The sequence below is a fragment of the Promicromonospora sukumoe genome (genome assembly GCF_014137995.1).
In the GTDB taxonomy this organism is placed as follows: domain Bacteria; phylum Actinomycetota; class Actinomycetes; order Actinomycetales; family Cellulomonadaceae; genus Promicromonospora; species Promicromonospora sukumoe.
In genome coordinates, this window is the sequence record NZ_JACGWV010000002.1 from 306127 (window position 1) to 324796 (window position 18670).

At 72.5% G+C, this 18670-nt stretch carries 17 protein-coding genes; 9 read left to right on the plus strand and 8 right to left on the minus strand.

Annotation, left to right across the window (positions count from 1 at the left end):
* Positions 1-82: 82 nt before the first annotated feature.
* Positions 83-589, plus strand: coding sequence for a Cys-tRNA(Pro) deacylase (ybaK, locus tag FHX71_RS18625; RefSeq protein ID WP_182618996.1), 507 nt, complete (start codon positions 83-85; stop codon positions 587-589).
* 18 nt (positions 590-607) lie between these two features.
* Here the strand turns inward: ybaK and FHX71_RS18630 are convergent, their stop codons facing one another.
* Positions 608-1021, minus strand: coding sequence for a YccF domain-containing protein (locus tag FHX71_RS18630; protein ID WP_182618997.1), 414 nt, complete (start codon positions 1019-1021; stop codon positions 608-610).
* A 142-nt stretch (positions 1022-1163) separates the two neighbouring features.
* On the opposite strand from FHX71_RS18630, the gene FHX71_RS18635 reads away from it, so the two are divergent.
* Positions 1164-1949: a YggS family pyridoxal phosphate-dependent enzyme gene (locus FHX71_RS18635; RefSeq protein WP_182618998.1), complete on the plus strand. Its 786-nt coding sequence runs from the start codon at positions 1164-1166 to the stop codon at positions 1947-1949.
* Positions 1950-2089: 140 nt separating this feature from the next.
* Positions 2090-2629: a GNAT family N-acetyltransferase gene (locus FHX71_RS18640; RefSeq protein ID WP_182618999.1), complete on the plus strand. Its 540-nt coding sequence runs from the start codon at positions 2090-2092 to the stop codon at positions 2627-2629.
* A gap of 170 nt (positions 2630-2799) precedes the next feature.
* Here the strand turns inward: FHX71_RS18640 and murQ are convergent, their stop codons facing one another.
* From murQ to FHX71_RS18670, 6 genes are all read right to left on the minus strand, one after another.
* Complete coding sequence (gene murQ, locus FHX71_RS18645; RefSeq protein WP_182619000.1) at positions 2800-3759, minus strand: N-acetylmuramic acid 6-phosphate etherase; 960 nt, start codon at positions 3757-3759, stop codon at positions 2800-2802.
* A gap of 101 nt (positions 3760-3860) precedes the next feature.
* Complete coding sequence (locus FHX71_RS18650; RefSeq protein WP_182619001.1) at positions 3861-5786, minus strand: glycoside hydrolase family 3 N-terminal domain-containing protein; 1926 nt, start codon at positions 5784-5786, stop codon at positions 3861-3863.
* Entirely contained in the window at positions 5783-6613 is an 831-nt protein-coding gene (locus tag FHX71_RS18655) for a carbohydrate ABC transporter permease (protein ID WP_182619002.1), read from the minus strand. The genes FHX71_RS18650 and FHX71_RS18655 overlap by 4 nt, the downstream gene beginning before the upstream one ends.
* Positions 6610-7611 (minus strand): carbohydrate ABC transporter permease, encoded by a 1002-nt coding sequence (locus FHX71_RS18660; protein ID WP_182619003.1) that lies wholly within the window; start codon positions 7609-7611, stop codon positions 6610-6612. The genes FHX71_RS18655 and FHX71_RS18660 overlap by 4 nt, the downstream gene beginning before the upstream one ends.
* A complete protein-coding gene (locus FHX71_RS18665; RefSeq protein WP_246403331.1) occupies positions 7608-8897 on the minus strand; it encodes a sugar ABC transporter substrate-binding protein in 1290 nt (429 codons plus the stop codon). Before FHX71_RS18665 ends, FHX71_RS18660 begins: the two co-directional genes overlap by 4 nt.
* A 201-nt stretch (positions 8898-9098) precedes the next feature.
* On the minus strand, positions 9099-10229 hold the full coding sequence (locus FHX71_RS18670) for a lipoate--protein ligase family protein (RefSeq protein WP_220490197.1): 1131 nt from the start codon (positions 10227-10229) through the stop codon (positions 9099-9101).
* Between the two features lie 177 nt (positions 10230-10406).
* Here FHX71_RS18670 and FHX71_RS18675 point away from each other — a divergent pair, with 177 nt between their 5' ends.
* Together FHX71_RS18675 and FHX71_RS18680 are read left to right on the plus strand one after the other, a co-directional pair.
* Positions 10407-11549 (plus strand): N-acetylglucosamine kinase, encoded by a 1143-nt coding sequence (locus FHX71_RS18675; protein ID WP_182619004.1) that lies wholly within the window; start codon positions 10407-10409, stop codon positions 11547-11549.
* A 105-nt stretch (positions 11550-11654) separates the two neighbouring features.
* Positions 11655-12572, plus strand: coding sequence for a MurR/RpiR family transcriptional regulator (locus FHX71_RS18680; protein ID WP_182619005.1), 918 nt, complete (start codon positions 11655-11657; stop codon positions 12570-12572).
* A gap of 125 nt (positions 12573-12697) precedes the next feature.
* On the opposite strand, the gene cimA is transcribed toward FHX71_RS18680, so the two are convergent.
* A complete protein-coding gene (cimA, locus tag FHX71_RS18685; RefSeq protein ID WP_182619006.1) occupies positions 12698-14329 on the minus strand; it encodes a citramalate synthase in 1632 nt (543 codons plus the stop codon).
* Positions 14330-14784: 455 nt separating this feature from the next.
* On the opposite strand from cimA, the gene FHX71_RS18690 reads away from it, so the two are divergent.
* Genes FHX71_RS18690 through FHX71_RS18705 form a run of 4 tightly spaced genes read left to right on the plus strand, consistent with a single transcriptional unit; the run spans position 14785 to position 18606 of the window.
* Positions 14785-15999, plus strand: a complete 1215-nt coding sequence (locus FHX71_RS18690) for an inositol-3-phosphate synthase (RefSeq protein WP_182619956.1) — start codon at positions 14785-14787, stop codon at positions 15997-15999.
* On the plus strand, positions 15996-17009 hold the full coding sequence (locus FHX71_RS18695; protein WP_182619007.1) for an SCO3242 family prenyltransferase: 1014 nt from the start codon (positions 15996-15998) through the stop codon (positions 17007-17009). Before FHX71_RS18690 ends, FHX71_RS18695 begins: the two co-directional genes overlap by 4 nt.
* On the plus strand, positions 17006-17914 hold the full coding sequence (locus tag FHX71_RS18700; protein WP_312877118.1) for a sugar phosphate isomerase/epimerase family protein: 909 nt from the start codon (positions 17006-17008) through the stop codon (positions 17912-17914). Before FHX71_RS18695 ends, FHX71_RS18700 begins: the two co-directional genes overlap by 4 nt.
* On the plus strand, positions 17911-18606 hold the full coding sequence (locus FHX71_RS18705) for an EboA domain-containing protein (protein ID WP_182619008.1): 696 nt from the start codon (positions 17911-17913) through the stop codon (positions 18604-18606). The genes FHX71_RS18700 and FHX71_RS18705 overlap by 4 nt, the downstream gene beginning before the upstream one ends.
* The last annotated feature ends 64 nt before the right edge of the window (positions 18607-18670 follow it).

Consider the following 18670-nt stretch of genomic DNA (forward strand, 5'->3'; position numbering starts at 1 on the left):
CGCAGCCCCGCCCGGCCCGACGACGTCGTCCGCACCGCAAAACCGTTGCGCCGCGACCCGGCCCGCACGGCACAATCGCGTCGTGGCCAAGAACTCGAAGTCCGCCCGCGCCAGCCACGGGACGCCCGCCGTCGTCGCGCTGGAGAAGTCCGGTACGGCGCACACGCTGCACCCCTACGAGCACGACCCGTCGAGCGAGCTGAGCTACGGCATGGAGGCCGCGGAGGCGATCGGCGTCGACGCGCCGCAGGTGTTCAAGACGCTGCTGGCCGACGTCGACGGGAAGCTCGTCGTGGGCATCGTGCCCGTGGACCGCAAGCTCGACCTCAAGGCCCTGGCCCGCGCGGCGGGCGGCAAGAAGGCGGCGATGGCCGAGCCCGCGGCCGCCGAGCGCGCGACCGGGTACGTGGTGGGCGGCATCTCGCCACTGGGGCAGAAGGCCCGGCACACGACGGTGCTGGACGAGTCCGCCGAAGCGTTCGACGTCGTCTACGTGTCGGGCGGCCGGCGCGGGCTCGACGTGGGCCTCGCACCGGCCGACCTGCTGACGCTCACGGGCGGGACGACGGCCCCGATCGCCCGCGACTAGTCCTTCGCGAGCAGCCCGTCAGGACGCGGCGACCTGCTTGCGGTAGGTCGGCAGCAGGGCGTCGCTGGGGACGATCTGCTTGCCGAGCGGCATGAGCGAGACGGGAATGAGCTTGAGGTTCGCCCAGGCCATCGGGATGCCGATGATCGAGATCACCAGCGGGATCGCGGTGACGACGTGGCCCAGCGCGAGCCACCAGCCGGCCACGATCACCCAGATCACGTTGCCGATCAGGGAGAAGATGCCGGAGCGCGGGCTCTCGACGACCTCGCGCCCGAACGGCCACAGGGCGTACCCCGCGATGCGGAAGGACGCGACGCCGAACGGGATGGTGACGATGAGCAGGCAGCAGATGATCCCCGCGAGCATGTACCCGAGCCACAGCCCGAACCCCGCGAAGATGACCCAGATGATGTTCAGCAGCGTTCTCATGGGACCCATCCTTCCGTAGAGCAGCAGGTCACGGAACCAGGCACCTCCCTGATCCGACCCTGAACACCGGTTCCGCAGGCTGCGCCCTCCGTCCAGTCTGCCGACGTCCGTCTGCCCCGGCACGCCGAAATAGACTCGGCCCGTGCCCGACCAGACCCAGCCCGACCAGGTCCAGCCCAACGCCGCCCAGCAGTCGCCCGGCTCGGTCGCCGGCCGGCTCGCCGTCGTCCGGGGCCGCATCGCCGCGGCCGCCGACGCCGCCGGGCGCGGCCCGGACGAGGTGCGGCTGCTGGTCGCGACCAAGACGCAGACGGCGGACGCCGTGCTCGAGGCGCTGGCCGCGGGCGTCGACCTGATCGGCGAGAACCGGGTGCAGGAGCTCGTCGCCAAGGCGCCCGCGGTGGCCGACCGGGTCGCGGACGGCACGCTGGCCGTCCACATGATCGGTCACCTGCAGCGCAACAAGATCAACCAGGTGCTGGCCACGGCCACGGGCCTGGAGACGCTCGACTCGCTCGACCTCGCGCGGGCGATTTCCGACCGCTGCGTGCGCGACGACCGCACCGGCAGCCAGGCCCTGGACGTGATGGTGCAGGTCAACGTCACGGGCGAGGAGAGCAAGTCCGGCGTCGGGCCCGACGCCGCCGCCGAGCTCGCCGCCGCCGTCGCCGCCCTGCCGGGGCTGCGCCTGACCGGGTTCATGACGATCGGCGCGCGGCTGGCGGACACGTCGGAGCGAGGTGTCCGTGCGGGGTTCGCGCGGCTGCGTGCCGTCCGGGACGAGGTCCTCGCGTCGGGCGCACCCGGGACGGGCACCGCGACCGAGCTGTCGATGGGCATGACCGGCGACCTGGAGCTCGCGATCGCGGAGGGCGCGACGATCGTCCGGGTGGGCACGGCGGTCTTCGGCCCGCGCGCCGCGCCCTGAGCGCACCCCGCAGAGCCCGAAGACGGCAGGGCCAGTGACCGCCACCACTCTTTGACCCAGGTCACAGACGTGCGTGGGGCCCGGCGGCTAATGTCTTCGGGTCCCCGACTCCCCTGCGTACTCCTTGGAGTGATAGAGCCATGTCCACTGTCACCGTGCTGCGACCCGCCACTGACGCCGACATCTCTGAGCTGGTGAGCCTGAACAACGCAGCGATCCCCGCCGTCCCGGACACCCCGGCCGACGACATGTCCGAGCTGCTCGGCGCCGCATCCCTCGCCCTGGTGGCCGTCGACGCGGAGACGCCCGCGCGACCGCTCGGCTTCGTCGTCGCGCTCGAGGGCGGCGAGGACTGGGAGGGCGAGAACTACGCCTGGTTCGAGGAGCGCGGGCTGGACCACCTGTACGTGGACCGCATCGTCGTGGGCGAGGGCGCCCGGGGCCGCGGCATCGGCCAGCTCTTCTACGACGCCGTGTTCGACGCCGCCCGCACCGCGGGCCACGACGTCGTCACCTGCGAGGTGAACCTCGACCCGCCGAACCCCGGGTCGATGCGCTTCCACGGCAGGCTCGGCTTCTCCGAGCGCGGGCAGCAGCTCACCAAGGGCGGCGACGTTCTGGTCGCGAAGCTCGCGGCCGACGTCCGCGAGGCGGGCTCCCGCCGCCCGGTCGCGGCCTGACCTCCTGATCCGGCCGGTCAGGCAGCGAGTTCGTTAGTTTGCATTGAGATCGGCACAGACCTGTGCCGATCTCAATGCGTACTGCCGACCTCGATGCGAACTGCCTACCTCACCGCGAACTGCCGACCCTGCTTCGTACTGCCGAACTCACACCTTGCTGACGGAGCTGGTCAGGCCGGCTCGATGCCCAGCCTCGCCAGCGCCTCGCGGACCGACGGCCCGGTGAACCGGCCCGGCTCGACGGCCAGCGCCGCGACCGCCGCGGACCGGTCGACGCCCGCCACGAGCATCACGAGGGCTGCCCGCAGGTCGCCGTCGGTCGCCGCGAGCGCGTTCGCGCACACGTCGGCCTCCAGGTCGGTGGCCTGCGTGAGCAGGCGCACCAGCCGCTTGCGCAGCTTCTCGTTGGTCGCGAGCACCTCGACCATGAGGTTCGAGTAGGTCTTGCCGAGCCGCACCATCACCGCGGTGGAGAAGGTGTTCAGGACCATCTTCTGGGCGGTGCCCGCCTTCATGCGGGTGGACCCCGTGATGGCCTCCGGCCCGGTGTTCACCAGGATCGGTACGTCGGCCTTGGGTGCCAGGGCGGCGAACGGGTTCGACGCGAGCAGCACGGTCCGCGCCCCGCGGGAGCGGCCCATGTCGAGCGCTCCCCCGACGTACGGGGTGTTGCCGCTGGCGGCGATCCCGAACACGACGTCGGCCGGCCCGACGTCGGACACGAGCGCGGCGCCGGCCTCGACGTCGTCCTCGGCGCCCTCGGCCGCCTTCTTGAAGGCGCCCAGCCCGCCCGCGAGGTGCGGGACGAACATCTCCTCGCCCACGCCGTACGTGGGCAGGAGCTCCGCGGCGTCGAGCAGGCCCATGCGGCCCGACGTGCCCGACCCGACGTAGTGCACCCGCCCGCCCGCGCGGATACCTTCCACCGCCAGGTCGATCGCCTCGACGATGCGCGGGTGTGCCGCGCGTACCGCGGCGATGACGGCGGCGTCCTCGTCGGTGATCATGCGCACCATGTCCGCCGTGGAGACCACGTCGATGTCACGGGTGCGCGGGTTGCGCTCCTCGGTGGGTGAGACCGGGCGCGGCGCCGACTGTGCGTGCCGTTCGAATCCCGCCTCGGCGATCATCAGCGAGCCCCCTTCGTTCTGCTTGCGCTGTGCTCATGGACTTCTTGCTGCACATCTAACTGCTGGTCAGACAACTGCTGGTCATCGCTCATGACTGCTCATCACTGCCGGGGTTCTCGGTGTTCTGCTCTCGTGCCCGCTGCCACGCCCCGGAGCCGTTCGACGGCCGCCGCGGCGTTCGCCCGACCCGTACCGCACGCCACCACGACCGCCGGGCCACCACCGCTCAGCGTCCCGAACCAGTCCTCGACCGGTCCGGGCAGCCCCGTGTGCACCACCACCAGGTCCGGGCGCACCGCCCAGAGCTGCTCCAGCCGGGCTCGTTCGGCCGAACCCGGGACGGGCTCACGGGTGATCACGACGAGCGGCTCGGCCTCGCGCGGAGCGTCGTCAGGAAATTCTGCGCCACGTTCGGTACCGATTCTGTCGAGATCCGCCGATACACCGTACCGGGTGAATCGGGCAATAAGCACTGCAAGTCCATCATCGTCCAGTCCGAGCCCGCTCGACAGTGCCTCGGGGAAGTCTCTCGATCCAGGCCAGTCCCTCGATCCAGGCCAAGCCTCGGCGATCGCGGTCTGGACGTGACGCGCCGTCCGGCCCGCGGCGTGGTCCAGCCGGAGGCGCAGGTCGACGACGTCGGGCGCGGCATCCGGGGCGAGCGGCACCAGGTGCCCCCGCGCGTGCACGACGGCGTCCGCGATGGCCGCGCCCAGGTCGGCCAGCTCCGCGAGCGCCTGCTGCGCGACGGCCGCGTCGGTCACCGCGCCCACGACCGACCGCCGGTCGCGGACGGCGGCCACGAGGGCCCGGGTGCGTGCGCCGGACTCCTCCAGCCTCTCGACCCGGACTCGGCCCGATGCCACGGCCCGGCTCAGGGTGTCGTACGCCTCGGTGTAGAGGGCGGGGTCGAGGCCGAGGCAGAGCAGGTCGGCGCCGGCCTCGACGGCGCGGACGGCGGCCTCGCCCACCGAGCCGGTGAGCTGCCGCAAGGCGCCCATGTCGAGGGCGTCGGTGATGATCGGGCCGTCGTGGCCCAGCTCGCGCAGCAGTCGGGTCGCCGCGGGCTCGACGGACGCGGGCGCCGGCCCGACGGCGGGGAACAGCACGTGGGCGGTCATCACCGCGTCGAGCCGCGACTGATCCCGCACAGTTTGAGCCCGCACGACCTGGTTCGGCGTGGCCTGGGCACGCACAGCCTCAGCACGCACAGCCTGGGCACGCACGACCTGGTCAGGCGCCCCCTGGTCACGCACAGCCTGGCCCGGGTCGGGCACGCCCTCCGGGCACAGGGCCCGCGCGAACGGGACGAGGTCGCGCGCCCGGACGACGTCGAGCGGCTGGTCCACGACCGGGAGGCCCACGTGGGAGTCCACGGTGGTGGCGCCGTGCCCCGGGAAGTGCTTGCCGCACACGCCGACGCCGGCGCTGCGCACCCCGCGGGCGAACGCGATGCCGTGGCGGGCGACGACGTCGGGCGTGGTGCCGAAGGCCCGTACCCCGATGACGGGGTTCTCGGGCTCGGAGACGACGTCGAGCACGGGCCCGAGGAGCAGGTCGATACCGGTGGCGGCGAGCACGCGGCCCAGCGCACGGCCCGCGTCCAGCGAGATGGCGCCGCCCGGCAGGACGCCGAGGGCCGCGGCCCCGGGCAGCGACGAACCGTCGGCCGCCTCCAGCCGGGACACGTCGCCGCCCTCCTCGTCGACGGCGATCACCAGGTCGGGCGAGATCTCGTGCAGCGCCGCCGACAGCGCGGCGGTGGTGGCGACGTCGGGCGTGTTGCGCGCGAAGTAGACGACGCCGGCGAGGCCGGCCCGGGCGGCGTCGGCCAGCCAGTCCGGCACGCCGGCGCCGTCGGGCCCGACGCCGTCAGGCCGAACACCGTCAGGCCCGACGGCGTTCTCGAACCCCGGCAGGAGCACGCCGTTGACGGCGCGTTCCGTGCGACCGGGCCCGGCCTGCGGCCCTGCTTCCGGCCCCGCTTGCGGACCGGCGTCCGCCCCCGCCGTCGGCGCGTCGGTCATTCCTTCACGGCCCCGGAGGTGAGGCCCGAGGCGAGGCGGCGCTGGACCAGGACGAAGAAGATCATCACGGGCACCGTGATGATGGTCGACGCCGCCATGATCGCGCCCCAGTCGTTGGAGTGGACGCCGAAGAACGAGCGCAGGCCGATCGCCACGGTGTAGTTCTCGGATGCGCCGCCGAGCATCGTCATCGCGAAGATGAACTCGTTCCACGCGGTGATGAACCCGAAGATGCTGGTCGCGACCAGCCCGGGCGCCACGAGCGGCAGCAGCACCGACCAGAACATGCGGCCCCAGCTCGCGCCGTCGAGGTACGCGGCTTCCTCCAGCTCGACCGGGACCGCCGCGACGAACCCGCGCAGCATCCAGATGCCGAACGGCACGGCCAGGGCGACGTAGACGACGATCAGCCCGGTCAGCGTCTCCAGCAGCTGGAGGTCGCGGACCTGCACGAACAGCGGGATGACGAGCGCCTCGAGCGGCACCATCTGCACGATGAGCACCATCATCAGGATCTGGGTGCGCATCCGGAACCGGAAGCGGGCCACCGCGACGGACGCGAGCAGCGCGAGCGCTGACGAGACGAGCACCGTGCCGAGCGCCACGAGCAGGGAGTTGCGCAGGAAGGTGCCGAACCCGCCCTCGGTGAGCACGAACACGTAGTGCTCCAGCGTCGGCTCGGAGGGCCAGAAGCTGTTGGTGTGCCCGGCCTGCGCGTCGAGCGAGCTGTTCAGCATCCAGTAGACGGGGAACAGCGTGAAGATCAGCAGCAGGGCCACGAGCACGCCCTTGCCGAGCTGGCGCAGGGGCGACCGGCGCGCGCTCATCGTTCCTCCTCCGCCAGGACGGTACGGACGTAGACGGCGGTGACCACGAGCAGCAGCACCGTCAGCAGCACGGCGATCGCGGAGCCGAACCCGTACCTGTTCTGCCCGAACGACTCGACGTAGGACCACACGCCAAGGTTGAGCACGGACCGGTTGGACCCGGCGCCGCCGGGCATCAGGTACACCTGCGCGAACACCTTGAAGTCCCAGATGGTCGACAGGATGATCACGACGGCGAACACCTGGCGGAGCTGCGGCACGATGATCGAGAAGAACCGGCGGAACGACCCGGCGCCGTCCATCTCGGCGGCCTCCAGCATCTCCTTCGGCACGCCGAGCAGCCCGGCGAGCACGGTGATCGCGACGAATGGGAAGCCGTGGTGGATCACGTTGAGCAGCACGATCGCGTAGAACGTCCAGCGGTTGGTGAACCAGTTGGTCGGGTCGTCCAGCAGGCCGAGGCTCATCAGGACGTCGTTGAAGACCCCGCGGTCGGCGTCGAAGATCCACACCCACACATACGTACCGGTGACGGCGGGCATGGCCCAGGCCGCCATGATCGCGCTGGAGGTGACGGTGCGCCAGAAGGGGCCGAGCGACGCGAGCAGCACCGCGACGGCCGTACCGAACGCGACGGTGCCCGCCACGGCCAGCACGGCGAACCCGACCGTGTTGGGCAGCACCACCGTCCACAGCTCGGGCGTCGCCAGGATCTCGGCGTAGTTGCCCAGGCCGATCCAGTTGGGCTCGCCGGTGGTGATCTCCCGCAGGCCGTAGTCCTGCAGGGAGAAGAGGAACACCCGCACGAGCGGCCACAGCAGCAGCACCGCCAGGACGAGCAGGGCGGGCGCGAGCAGCAGCCAGGGCCGCACGGCGGCGGCCCTGGCGCGGCCGGTCCACCCGCCGGCCACGGAGCGGGCGACCGGGCCTGCGCCCGAGCCGGCCCCCTCGGGGGCCGACCCGTGGGCCTGCGGGGTGGGCGGAGCCGGCGCCGTCATCCAGCGCCGTTCAGGATGGTGGTCATCTCCTCGGCCGCGGCGGACGACGCCGTGGCGACGTCCGACTCCCCGGAGAGGATCGACTGCATCATCGTGCTGGTGGTGAGCTTGGCCTGGACCGCGCCGTAGGTGGGCGCGGCCGGCACGGACGCGCCGCCGTCCACGAACTGCTGGGCGAACGGGGCCACCAGCGGGTCGGTGCTCGCCAGGGTCTCGTCCAGCAGCGACACCTGGCCGGGGAAGTACCCGGACTGCTCGGCCCACTGCTGCGCGAACTCGCCGGTGGTCATCATCTCGACGAACGTCCAGGCGAGGTCCTTGTCGTTGGCCGTCTCGAACATGCTCAGGTGCGAGCCGCCCAGCACCGACGGGGCGATGCCGCCGTCCTGGCCCGGGATCGGCACGGCGGCGAACTTGCCCTCCATGTCGGGGTTGGCCTCGACGATCGCACCCGGGGTCCACGACCCCATGACGGCCATGCCGACGTCGCCCGCGGCGAACGAGTCGAGCACGTCGGTCTCGCGCCAGGTGGTGGCGCCGCTGGAGGAGTACCCGCCCTCGGTGGCCAGGCCGGTCCAGAACCCGATGCCCTCCTGCGCCTCGGGGCTGTCGAGGCCCGAGGTCCAGGTGTCGCCGTCCAGCGCGGCGACCTCGCCGCCAGCGGCCCAGACCCACGGGTAGACCGTGAACTCGGCGTCACCCGGCACGGCGACGGCGATCTTGTCGGGGTACTCCTCCTTGAGCGCCGCCGCGGCGTCCTCCAGCTCGGCCCACGTGGTGGGCGGCTCGACGCCGGCCTGCTCGAACATCTCCGTGTTGTAGACCAGCGAGCGCACGCCGGCGTACCAGGGCATGCCGTAGAGCTGCTCGTCGTACGTACCGGCGTCGACCAGGCCCTCGACCAGGTCGTCGGTCACGCCGGCGCCGTCCACGTACTCGTCGAGCGGGGCGAGCGCCCCGGCGTCGGCGAACTCGGGGGTCCAGGTGGTGCCGGTCTCGGCGACGTCCGGGGTGGTGCCGCCGGCGATGGAGGTGACGAACCGGTCGTGGGCGTCGGCCCACTCGACGAACTCGACGTCGAGCGTCGCGCCCGTCTCCTCCTCGAAGGCGGTCGAGACGTCGGCGAAGAAGTCCTCGGCGTCCGGGTTGGTGCCCTGCATGATCCAGACGCTGAGGGTGCCGTCCCCCTCGCCCTCGCCGCCACCGCTGCCGCAGGCGGTCGTCGTGGCCGCGAGAAGCAGTGCTCCGGTGGCCGCCACCAGGGGCCGTCGCATCGCTCGAGTCATCGTTTCGGCTTCCTTCCGCTGGACTTGCTGAGGGCCGCGAGAGTAGCCAGATGTTATTTCTGAGAAATGAACTTCCCAATACGCGGCATTGCGTGGAGATTACTGACCGGGTGAAACATCTGCTAGGGGTGTTACCAAACCGTGATTGCCCATCATGGCACGCCCTCTTTCACCCGCTCCGCAAGGACACACTCAGCCCACTCAGGGAACGCGCGCGGTCCATTCCGGCGTGCCGAACTTGGTCTCCACCAGGGTCCGGGCCTGCGCCCACTCGTCGGCCGTGATCTCCCCCGGCACGGTGCGGTAGCGCTCGCGGAACGACGCCTCCAGCGCGTCGAGGACCTCGGCGCGGGTCAGCCCCGTCTGCGACCGCAGCGGGTCCACGCGCTTGTTGGCGGAGCGCGTGCCCTTGTCGCTGAGCTTCTCGCGCCCGATGCGCAGCACGTCGGTCATCTTGTCGGCGTCCATGTCGTAGGCCATGGTCGCGTGGTGCAGGACGGCGCCCCCGGCGAGCCGCTTCTGGGCGGCGCCGGCGATCTTGCCGGCGGGCGAGGCGATGTCGTTGAGGGGCACGTACGAGGCGTCGATGCCGAGGCCGTGCAGGGCGCCGATCACCCAGTCGTCGAGGAACGCGTAGGAGCGCTCGAAGCTCAACCCGTCCACGAGCGAGCCGGGCACGTAGAGCGAGTAGCAGATGGTGTTGCCGGGCTCCATGAACATGGCCCCACCCCCCGAGATCCGCCTGATCACGCGGGCCCCGTGCCGCGCGGCGCCCTCGGAGTCCACCTCGTTGCGCAGCGACTGGAACGACCCGATGATCACCGCGGACTCGTCCCACTCCCAGAACCGGAGGGTCGGCCCGCGCCGCCCGGCGCCGAGCTCCTCGGTGAGCACCTGGTCCAGCGCGACGTTGAGCAGCGGCGAGACCGCGGGGGTGCGGATCACCTGGAACTCGTGGTCCTCCCAGGCCGTCGCGTGGCCGAGCGCGCGCCGGGTGGCGACCGCCACGGCGTCGGCGTCGAAGCCCACGGCGGTGGCGCCGTCCAGCGCCGTCCGCACCGCCTCGGCGAGCTGCGCCTTGGAGGCGTCGGCGGGCATCCCGTCGAGGGCGGCGCCCATGGCCTCCAGCGCCTCGTCGGGCTCGAGGAAGAAGTCCCCGCTCACGCGGGTGCCCGTCAGGCGCCCCGGCGGGGCGGCCTGCCCGCCCGGCCCGGCAGCGGGTGTGGCAGTGGGTGCAGCACCGGGTGCAGCAGGCCCGGCGGACCCGTCCGCCACGACCTCGGTCTCGACACGAACCAGCTTTCCGAGTGGAACCTTGAACTCTCCTCGCACGTGTTCACAGTAGGCGACGGTGCCTGTGGTGTCCGGCGTCGGAACTCGCCTTGGGTACGGAAGGTGGGGTCCGACGTCGGGCACGTCCGATATTTGGGCAGAAGGGGCAGCAGAACAGACCAGAATTTCCTCTTCTCTTTAGACAACCTTGCCCTGGTTTCATGTCAGAATGACCTGGTGTCGGAACACTCACAGGGAATTGATGGAGTGGCGGTCGAGGCCGTTGACGCCTGGGTCGTTGCTCTCGACGTAGGCGGCAGTGGCTCGCGCCTCGTCGCAGAGTTCGGCAACTCCGTGAACCCCGAGCGCATCAGCCTCAGCGGTCGCGCCGTCAAGGTGAACCACCACGGCAGCGACGCCTCGGCCGTCGTCGCCTCCCTCTGCCAGTCGTTCAACGCGTGGGCCGCCCGCATGGGGCACCACGGCATGAGCGACGGCAGCACAGCGCCCGTCTCCTCCGCGGCAGTCGGTATCACCGGCCTGACCTCGCTGGTCGAGAAGCCGCTCGAGGTCCACGACATCCTGGCGCGCGAGCTGCGGACCAACCGCACCGCCGTCGCGGGTGACGCGCTCACCGCCCACCTCGGCGCCCTGCGCGGGCGCGCCGGAGCCGTGCTGTCGGTCGGTACCGGCGCCGTGGCGTTCGGCTACGACGGCGTGAACCGCTGGCGCCGCGCGGACGGCTGGGGACACCTGCTCGGCGACCTGGGCGCGGGCGTCTGGGTCGGCGGCGAGGCTCTGCGCGCCGCCGGTCGCTACCACGACGGCGCGAGCCGGGGCGCCTCCAAGCGCCTGCTCGAGGCCGCGGTCGCCAAGTTCGGCCTGATCGAGAGCTGGCCCAACCAGTTCTACAAGAACGCCGAGCGCGCCAAGCAGCTCGCGTCGATGGCCCCCGAGGTGATGATCGCCGCGGGCGAGGGCGACGAGACGTCGATCCGCATCCTCGAGGAGGCTGGCCGGCACCTCGCCGACACGCTCGCGAGCGCGCTGGGCCGGGACATCCCGCCGCTGGCCTCAACGACCGGTCGCCTGGTGCAGGAGGAGTCGCCGCTCACGGTGTCCCTCACCAAGCACCTCTCGGAGGACCGCCCGGACGTCTCGCTGGTGCCCAGCGGCGGCTCGCCGCTCGACGGCGCGCTGCACCTTGCCCGACGGCTGCGCGAGTCCCCGCACTCCGTGACCGGGTTCCGGCCGTGGCTCACCATCCGCGTCGACGGCCACCACACCAGCCGGGACACCCCGGAGGACGTGGGCGGCAAGGACATCCTCACCGCCCAGCTCTCCGCGACCGACCTGCCGGGTGACGAGCTGCGTGATTGACGGCAGTTCGCCCGCGCGGCCCTTCACCGACGTGCTGTGCCCGGTGCCCCGGTACGGGTGTATGTTCTCGACCCAGCCTCACCACACCATCCCGGGAGATGCGACATGACAGGTGACGTCCTCGTCCGACTCAGGCGCGCACTGCCGACACTTCGACCGGCAGAGGCGAGAGTCGCGCAGACGGTCCTCGACGACCCGAACACCGTCGTCCAGTCGACCATCACCGAGCTCGCCGGGCACGCGGACACGTCACAGGCCACGGTCGTGCGGTTCTGTCGCGCCGTCGGCTACGCCGGCTACCCCGAGTTCAGGATCGACCTGGCGCAGGCGACGAGCCGCCGCGAGGTCGAGATGGAGCGGTCCGGCATCGCCGAGGGCGAGATCAACCAGACCGACGACATCGAGGCCGTCGTCTCCAAGATCGCGTTCCACGAGGCGCGCACCATCGAAGAGACCGCCCGGATGATCGACACGGACGCGATCGAGCGGGTCGCCACGGCGATCTCCGAGGCCAAGCGGGTCGACGTCTACGGCGTCGGCTCGTCCAACCTCGCCGCGGCCGACCTCGCGATGAAGCTCCAGCGCATCGGCGTCTTCGTGTTCAGCTCCCCCGACCCGCACCAGCAGCTCGCGTCGTCGGCGCTGCTCGAGCCGGGCAACGTCGCCGTGGCGGTCTCGCACTCGGGTCAGACCCGCGAGACCAACCAGGCCCTGGAGATCGCGCGCAAGCGCGGCGCCCTGACGGCGGCGATCACGAACTTCCCCGACGCCCCGATCGGCCTGGTGTCCGACGTCGTCCTGGCGACGACCGCCCGCGAGACGCAGTTCCGCGTGGGCGCCATGTCGAGCCGCATCGCGCAGCTCACCGTCGTGGACTACCTGTTCGTCCGCGTCGCGCAGCGCACCTACGACCGCTCGTCGATCGCCATCAAGGCGACGTACGACGCGGTGCGCGACCAGCGCCTCGACTTCGGGAGCACCAAGGTGGAGCGGCCGGCGGCCCCCGCCGCCCCGGTCTCCTGACCTCTCCCAGCATCCCGTTGAGTGCGGGGTTCTTGCGGGTCCAACAGCCTTGGACCCGCAAGAACCCCGCACTCAGCGTTTTCCGGCTCAGCGTTTTCAGGCTGAGCGGTTCCGGCTGACCTCGCTCAGGGGCGCGGCTCCACGCCCGACTTGAGCAGCCCGTACACGTAGGCCTCCGTCACGGCCTCCCACGCGGCCTCGACCACGTTGGGGCCGACGCCGACCGTCGACCACGACCGCTCGCCGTCGCTGGTCTCGGTGAGCACCCGCGTGATCGCGTCCGTACCGAGCTCGGTGTCGAGGATGCGTACCTTGAAGTCGATGAGCTCGAACCGGGCGAGCTCCGGGTAGACCCGGGACAGCGCGCTGCGCAGCGCCTGGTCCAGGGCGTTGACCGGGCCGTTGCCCTCCCCGGTCGTCACGTGCCGCTCGCCGCCCGCTCGGATCTTGACGGTCGCCTCCGCCACGGCCGCGGCGTCGGGCGCGTGGACCGACGGCGGCGCGGACCCCGCCGGGACGGTCTCCACGATGGCTCGCCACGACTCGACGGTGAAGAAGTCGGGCCGCTGGCCCAGCTCGGACCGCAGCAGCAGCTCGAAGGACGCGTCGGCGGCCTCGAAGGTGTAGCCGGCGGCCTCGTCCTCCTTCACGCGGTTGGTGACCCGGGAGAGCAGCTCGCCCTGGCCCGCCAGGTCGAAGCCCAGCTCCCGGCCCTTGAGCTCGATCGAGGCGCGGCCCGCCATGTCGGACACGAGCATCCGCATGTCGTTGCCCACCAGCGTGGGGTCGGTGTGCTGGTACATGTCCGGGTCCACGCGGATGGCGCTGGCGTGCAGGCCACCCTTGTGCGCGAAGGCGCTCGCCCCCACGTACGGCTGGCGCGCGAACGGCGAGATGTTGGTGAGCTCGCTGATGGCGTGCGAGATCCGGGCGGCCTCCCGCAGGCCGCCGTCGGCCAGGAGGGTCATGCCGGCCTTCAGCTCCAGGTTCGCCACGACCGTGACCAGGTCGGCGTTGCCGGTGCGCTCGCCGTAGCCGTTGACCGTGCCCTGCACGTGCGTGGCGCCCGCCTCGACGGCGGCGAGCGAGTTCGCGACGGCGCAGCCGGTGTCGTTGTGCGCGTGCACGCCGAGGAGCTGCTCCGGCCCGACGTCGGTCCGGGCGCGCAGCTCGCCGACGATCTCGCCGACCCAGGTCGGCAGCATGCCGCCGTTGGTGTCGCAGAGCGTGACCACCTCGGCCCCGGCGTCGAACGCGGTGCGGACGGCGCTGGTCGCGTACTCGGCGTCGTAGCGGTAGCCGTCGAAGAAGTGCTCGGCGTCCAGCACCACGCGGCGCCCCTCGGCGACCAGGAACGAGACGGTGTCGGCGATCATCGCGAGGTTCTCGGTCCGGGTCGTCTTCAGCGCGCGCTCCACGTGCCGGACGTCGGACTTGGCCACGAGCGTCACCACGGGGGTCGCGGCGTCGAGCAGGGCCCGCACCTGCGGGTCGTCGCCCGCGCGGACGCCGGCCCGCCGGGTGGCGCCGAACGCCGCGAGCACCGCGTTCTTCAGCGTGAGCTCCGTGGCGGCGCGGGCGAAGAAGTCGGTGTCCTTGGGAACGGCACCCGGCCAGCCGCCCTCGATGTACCCGACGCCGAGCTCGTCGAGCAGTGCTGCGATGGCGAGCTTGTCGGAGACGGAGAGGTTCATACCCTCCTGCTGCGCGCCGTCACGCAACGTCGTGTCGTACACCTGGAACGAGGCGGTGGTCATCGATGCTCCCAACGATGTGTCTGGCGATGTGTCCGAGGGCCCGGCCCGGAGCCGGTCGATCGGGCCAACAAATCTCAGGCCAACAAAAAAAGACCCTCCGGGTGTGGAAGGTCTGCGCGTCCGGTGGGGTGTCGCCGGACGCGCTACGAAATGATGATCACCTGTCGCAGGGTGGAGCTCGGGGTGAGGCACTCAGTCATGCGGGTCATAGTGCCACAGCATGATGGCCCGCGGTAGTGGCGTCCAGATCCCGTGCGCGGCCCGTCCGGCAGCCGGTCCGCAGCCGGTCCGCAACCGGTCCGCAACCGGTCGGGGTACCGTCTCCTGTCGGACGTTCCCTTGTCAGACCATGTCGGAAATCTCTCTTCAACCGACGATCTCAGAACTTTTGTTTGCCAATCGCCATAAGTGGGACTAGCGTGCTCGCGACGACGTCGTCGGACTGGGGAGCGATGATGCACCACGCCTCTGCACGCCACCAACCCTCTGAACGGACCGGTATCTGGTTCGTCGGAGCTCGCGGCTCCGTGGCCAGCACGGCCACGCTGGGCCTCGCGGCCATCGCGGAGGGCCAGTCACCACCGACAGGCTGCGTGACCGCGCGTGAGCCGTTCGCCTCGGCGGGCCTCCCGGCGTTCGCCGACCTCGTCGTCGGCGGGCACGACATCTCCGCCGTCACCATGACCAAGCGCGCGGAGTGCCTGGTCGAGACCGGCATGATCGGGCCGCGCCTGCTCGCCGCCACGCACGACGCCCTCGAACGGGCGGACGCCGAGGTGCGCCCCGGCTACGACCCGCGCACGGCTCACCTCCAGGACGGACAGGAGCCCGAGTCCCAGCAGGCGGTCGCCGAACGGCTCGCCGCCGACATCGCGTCGTTCCAGGAACGGCACGAGCTCGCGCGGGTCGTCGTCGTCGACCTGTCCTCGACCGAGCCGCCCGTCGACCCGGTACCCGAGCACGACGACGTCGACGCGCTGCTCGGCGCGCTCGCCGACCCGGCGCGCGCGGTGCTGCCGGCGTCCTCGGTCTCGGCGTACGCGGCGATCCTTGCCGGAGCCGCGTACGCCGCGTTCACGCCGTCGGCGGGCATGAACCTGCCCGCGCTGACCCGGCTCGCCCGCGACCGCGGCATCCCGGTCGCGGGACAGGACGGCAAGACCGGGCAGACGTGGCTGCGCACCGTGCTCGCGCCCGCGTTCGCGGCACGCGGGCTGAAGGTGCTGTCGTGGGCCGGTACCAACCTGCTCGGCGGCGGCGACGGCGCCACCCTCGCCGACCCGGACGCCGTGCGCAGCAAGCTCGCCAGCAAGAACCGCGGGCTGACGGCGCTGACCGGCAGCGACACCACTCCCCTGCACATCGACAACGTGCCCGACCTGGGCGACACGAAGGTGGCCTGGGACCACGTGCACGTCGAGGGCTTCCTCGGGTCGCGGCTGACGCTGCAGACCACGTGGAGCGCGCACGACTCGATGCTCGCCGCGCCGCTCGTGCTCGACCTGGCCCGGCTGCTCGCGCTGGCGCACGCCGCCGGGATCAGCGGGCCCGTGCCGGAGCTGGGCTTCTTCTTCAAGGACCCGTGGGGCTCGGACGTGCACGACGCCGCCGAGCAGGCCCGCGCGGTCGAGGAGTGGGTGCTCGGCGCCTCGGCGCAGGTCGGCCGATGACGCCCCGGCCGGCGAACGTCCGGCAGCGGGCACAGCCGCCCGGCCTCGCGGACCTCGCCGAGCTCATCCGGGCCCCCGCCGCGCTCAGCGTCGTGGGCGACACCCTGGCCGGGCTGGCCGCCGCGCGCGCGGGCACGGCGGTCCCGTTCCGGGCCCGCCACCTGCTGCTGCCCGTCGCGTCCGCGTGCCTCTACCTGGGCGGCATGGCGCTGAACGACTACGGGGACCGGCACGTCGACGCCGTCGAGCGGCCCGAGCGCCCCATCCCCTCCGGTCGGGTGACGCCGCGGACGGCTCTCGCCGTCGGCGCGACGCTCACCGCGGGCGGTGTGGCCGCCGCGGGCCTCGCGGGCGGTCGCCGCGCGGTCGCCGTCGCGCTGCCGCTCGCCGCCTGCGTCTGGACCTACGACCTGGTCGCCAAGGACCGTGCCTCCGGGCCGTTCGTCATGGCGGCGTGCCGCGGGCTGGACGTGCTGCTCGGCGCCACGCCCGGGCGGATGCGGTCGGCGCTGCCGGCCGCCGCGGGCCTGACCGCGCACACGCTGGGCGTCACCGTGCTCTCGCGCGGCGAGGTGCACGGCACGACGCCGGAGGTCGCGGGGGTCGTCGCCGCCGGGACGGTCGCGGGCGCCGTCGCGGTGGCCGCCACGGTCCCGACCGCCACTCGGGTCGCTGCTCTCGCCGGCGCTCCCGCCAGCACTCCCGCCAGCACTCTCAGCGTCGCCCGGACCGTCTCCGTTGCCGCTCGCTGGACCACGGTCGCCGCCGCGGCCGCCTACGCGGCGGCCGTGCTCCCGGGCCAGGTCCGCGCGGCGGCCCGGCCCACGGCCGCCAACGCCCGGACCGCCACCCGGTCCGGCATCCAGGCGATGGTCCCGCTGCAGGCCGCGTGGGCGGCCCGTTCCGGGAGCCTGGGCACGGTGGTGGTCCTGGCGGGCGTCGCCGCCGTCGGCCAGGGCCTGCGCCTGCTGGGCCGCGCACGCGGCCGGGCCGGGGTGAGCATCACGTGAGACCCCCCTTCCTGCTCGGCTACGGCACCAACGGCTTCGGGGACCATCCCCTGCACGCGGCCCTCGACGTGCTCGACGACGTCGGGTACGACGCCGTCGCGTTCACGCTCGGCTTCCCGCACCTGGACCCGTTCGCGCCGCTGGCCGGCGACGACGTCACGGCCCTGCGCGCCCACCTCGGGCGGATGCGCGGGGGCAGGGGCGGCGCCGCCGTCGTCGAGACCGGCACGCGGTACCTGCTCGACCCGCTGCACAAGCACCGGCCCACGCTCGTGGACCGGGACGCGACGCTGCGCATGCGGTACCTGGAGCGCGCCGTCGAGATCGCGGCCGACCTCGACGCGCGGTGCGTCTCGTTCTTCTCCGGCATCCTGCCCGACGACGCGAGCGCCGCCGACGGCTGGGCCCGCCTGCGCGGCCGCGTCGGCGCCCTGGTCGAGTTCGCCGGCGAGCGCGGGGTGCGGCTGGCGCTGGAACCCGAGCCGGGCATGCACGTCGAGACGGTCGACGACGCGCTGCGGCTCCTGGGCGACCTGGGCACGCCGCCGGAGCTGGGGATCACCGTCGACGTCGGGCACTGCCTCGTGGTGGAGCCCGGCGGCGTCGAGGGGGCGCTGCGTGCCGCGGCGCCCCACCTGAGCAACGTGCAGCTCGACGACATGCCGAGCACCCACCACGAGCACCGCCCGTTCGGCGAGGGGGACCTCGACCTGCCGCTCGTGCTGGCGACGCTCGCCGACATCGGCTACTCGGGGGTCGCCGCCGTCGAGCTGCCCCGCCACTCCCACGACGCGCCCCGGCTCGCCCGCGACAGCCGGGCGGCCCTGCTGCGTGCGTGGGCGGACGTCACCGGCACCGACTTGACCCACACCGGCTCGACCAGCAGCGAAGGGGTTCTGTCATGACCGTCACCACATGCATACCCGCGGGCACGCCCGGCGCCACCTGGCTCAACGAGGCGCTCGCCGGGGTCGCGCGCGATCCCGACAGCGTGACCCGCGCGTTCGCGTTCGCGGCCCGGAAGGTGGGGCGCGCGCCGCTGCGCCCGGACAGCGACCCGGGCGGCGTCGTGCACGGGACGGTGGACGACGCCGCCCGGGCCGCGCTCGTCGTCGGGCTGGCGGACGCCGTGGGCGTGGGCATGGGCGGGGCCACCGCCGTCGGCGTCGACACGGACCGCGACTACGCGGACCGCCTGGTGCTCCTGTACCGGCAGGGCGACGGCGCCGAGCGGCGCGGCGTGCTGCGCGGGCTCGACGCGCTGACGGAACGGGGCGACCTCGGCCCGGCCAGCGACCCCGCCGTCCCCGTGACCGCGGGCCTCGACCTGGCCGCCGACGCGCTACGAGCCAACGACCCCAGCCTGGTCGCGGCCGCCGTCGGCCCGTTCGGGGCGCGGTACCTCGACCAGCACACCTGGCGGCACGCGATCCTGAAGCTCGTCTTCCAGGGCGTGAGCCTGGAGGCGGCGAGCGGCCTGGACCGGCGGGCCGACGACGAGCTGTCGCGCATGGCCCGCGACTTCGCGGCGGAGCGCCGGGCGGCCGGCCGGTCCGTGCCCGACGACCTCGACCGGCTCACGCACCCGCGCCCCTGAAACCGCGCTAACGAACCCGCGCCGATGAACACCGGCACCAGCACCAACAGCACGAAGGAGTGAC

Excerpts from the sequence above, each read along its gene's own strand:
- FHX71_RS18630 (WP_182618997.1), bottom strand. The coding sequence starts at position 1,021 with ATGAGAACGCTGCTGAACATCATCTGGGTCATCTTCGCGGGGTTCGGG.
- FHX71_RS18640 (WP_182618999.1), top strand. The coding sequence starts at position 2,090 with ATGTCCACTGTCACCGTGCTGCGACCCGCCACTGACGCCGACATCTCT.
- murQ (WP_182619000.1), bottom strand. The coding sequence starts at position 3,759 with ATGATCGCCGAGGCGGGATTCGAACGGCACGCACAGTCGGCGCCGCGC.
- FHX71_RS18650 (WP_182619001.1), bottom strand. The coding sequence starts at position 5,786 with ATGACCGACGCGCCGACGGCGGGGGCGGACGCCGGTCCGCAAGCGGGG.
- FHX71_RS18655 (WP_182619002.1), bottom strand. The coding sequence starts at position 6,613 with ATGAGCGCGCGCCGGTCGCCCCTGCGCCAGCTCGGCAAGGGCGTGCTC.
- FHX71_RS18660 (WP_182619003.1), bottom strand. The coding sequence starts at position 7,611 with ATGACGGCGCCGGCTCCGCCCACCCCGCAGGCCCACGGGTCGGCCCCC.
- FHX71_RS18665 (WP_246403331.1), bottom strand. The coding sequence starts at position 8,897 with ATGACTCGAGCGATGCGACGGCCCCTGGTGGCGGCCACCGGAGCACTG.
- FHX71_RS18680 (WP_182619005.1), top strand. The coding sequence starts at position 11,655 with ATGACAGGTGACGTCCTCGTCCGACTCAGGCGCGCACTGCCGACACTT.
- cimA (WP_182619006.1), bottom strand. The coding sequence starts at position 14,329 with ATGACCACCGCCTCGTTCCAGGTGTACGACACGACGTTGCGTGACGGC.
- FHX71_RS18690 (WP_182619956.1), top strand. The coding sequence starts at position 14,785 with ATGCACCACGCCTCTGCACGCCACCAACCCTCTGAACGGACCGGTATC.
- FHX71_RS18695 (WP_182619007.1), top strand. The coding sequence starts at position 15,996 with ATGACGCCCCGGCCGGCGAACGTCCGGCAGCGGGCACAGCCGCCCGGC.
- FHX71_RS18705 (WP_182619008.1), top strand. The coding sequence starts at position 17,911 with ATGACCGTCACCACATGCATACCCGCGGGCACGCCCGGCGCCACCTGG.